At 61.4% G+C, this 1,802-nt stretch carries 1 protein-coding gene; it reads right to left on the bottom strand.

The genetic code is table 11. The features are described from left to right. On the bottom strand, positions 1-1,497 hold a 1,497-nt coding region (locus WCB02_RS30420; protein WP_423963837.1), incomplete at its 3' end, for a metallopeptidase TldD-related protein. Positions 1,498-1,802 lie beyond the last annotated feature (305 nt).

Raw genomic sequence — 1,802 nt, forward strand, 5'->3', positions numbered from 1 at the left:
GACAGGGACTGTGCCCGACTCCGCGCCGCACTCGCCGTTGAAGACTTCGGGGTGGTCGCCGGTGGCTAGGATGCGTTTCATCGCGGCGAGTGGTGTGCCGACGATGGAGACGCCGCGGACAAGTTCATCGGGACGGCCGTCGCCGTAGACGCGATAGACGACGAGTGGAATTACCTGAAAGGCCTGCGGCGAGCTGCGTTGTGTGACTGCAAAGCCTGACGAGATGTCTTCGAAGTAGAGGCCGTAGGGCTTGCCTTGTTTCTTCGCTTCGCCGATCAGCTCCTTCCGAAGATCGGCATCCGGAACTGTTTTCGTGGACGTGACGATGAGGTTGCCTTGGCGGCCGGTGGGCATGCGGCCGGTTTGCGCGCGGCCGTGGCCGTTGGATTCGCTGAAGCTTGCGATGGGCAGGCGCGACATGAGGAAGGTCTTCAGCACGCCGTCCTGAATGAGCTCGACGCGCTGGGCTTTCTGGCCTTCGTCGTCGTAGGTGTAGCTGCCGCTGAGCCATGTTTTGCCGAAAGTCGTGCGGGTGGGATCGTCGGCTACGGAAAGAAAGCTGGGAAGAATGTCTTTACCGATTTCTTTGGTGAAGGTCTGGCCTTCGTCGTCGCCGCGCTGGCGCTGGCCTTCGAGGCGGTGGCCGAGAACTTCATGAAAGAAGACGGCGGAGGCGCGGCCGGAGAGAATCGCTGGTCCATCGAAGGGCTCGGTGACGGGAGCCTTGCGCAGAGCTTCGAGACTTGTGCCGAGCGAGCGGATGGCGGACTCGAGTTCGGGCTGTGCGGGAAGACCGTCGATGGTTTCGGCTTCGAAGGTTTGGTCGCGGAACAGGTCCATTCCGTCGTCGGCGCGAGTGACGGCGAGAACGACGAGGCGGGCTTGTAGATGCGGCGTGACGACGCGCGAGCCTTCGGATGAGGCGAAGTAGTCGGTCTCATTTTGCACGGAAAGCATGACGACGTTCTGGTAGACGTCGGGATATTCGCGGAAGATTTTGGAGAGGGCGCGCACCCGTTGTTCCCATGCTGCGCGGTCGATGACGACGGGCGGAGCGGGCTTGGCGATGGCTACCTGGGGCGGTTCGCTGCTGAAGTCGGGGGATGTGTCTTCCTCTTTGGCGCGGACCTGAGCTTCGGTTTTAACGCGGAGGTAGTTGTCGACGGCGTTGCCGTAGCCGGTGTTGGTGGCGAGCCAGAGAGAGCGAGCGAGGGCTTCTCGGTCATCGGCGAGGGGCAGTTCGAGGCTGTTGACTGCCGAGCCGCGATGGTCGCCGTGGGTATTGTCGAGTTTGGGATCGCCGAGGCGGACCTGGATGTCGGCGACGCGCACATGATTGGAGGAGCTGCCGACAATGGCGCCGTATTGGGCGCGGATGGTGACGGCGCTGGCATCGCTTACCGAGTAGCTGAGGAAGTAGGGCGGTAGTTGTTTGTCGTTTCCCGCGCCGGCGGATTTGCCGAGCGATGTGAAGGCTCGTTGGAGCTCGGTGGTCATGGCATCCAGCAGGACGGGAGTGGCCTGTTGAGCAGAGGCGGCGAGGGGCGCGAGGATCGCGAAGATTGCGAGGGAGGTAAATCTAGCGATTGAGATGCCGTGGCTTCGAGGAGAATTTTGTGGCATAGATCGGAATCAGTCTGATAAAAGCGGGTGCAGTCCTGATTGTCTCAGACTGGATGGGTGTGAGGAGATTGCCGATGCGAATTGTCTGGATAGGCGTACTGGCGCTTTTTGTTGTCGTTGGTTCTGTTCCGGCTCTTTCTCTCCAAACCGGTTCGATCCCGGCATCCGCTGTCGCAGCG

The organism is Bradyrhizobium sp., from assembly GCF_049581145.1.
In the GTDB taxonomy this organism is placed as follows: domain Bacteria; phylum Pseudomonadota; class Alphaproteobacteria; order Rhizobiales; family Xanthobacteraceae; genus Bradyrhizobium.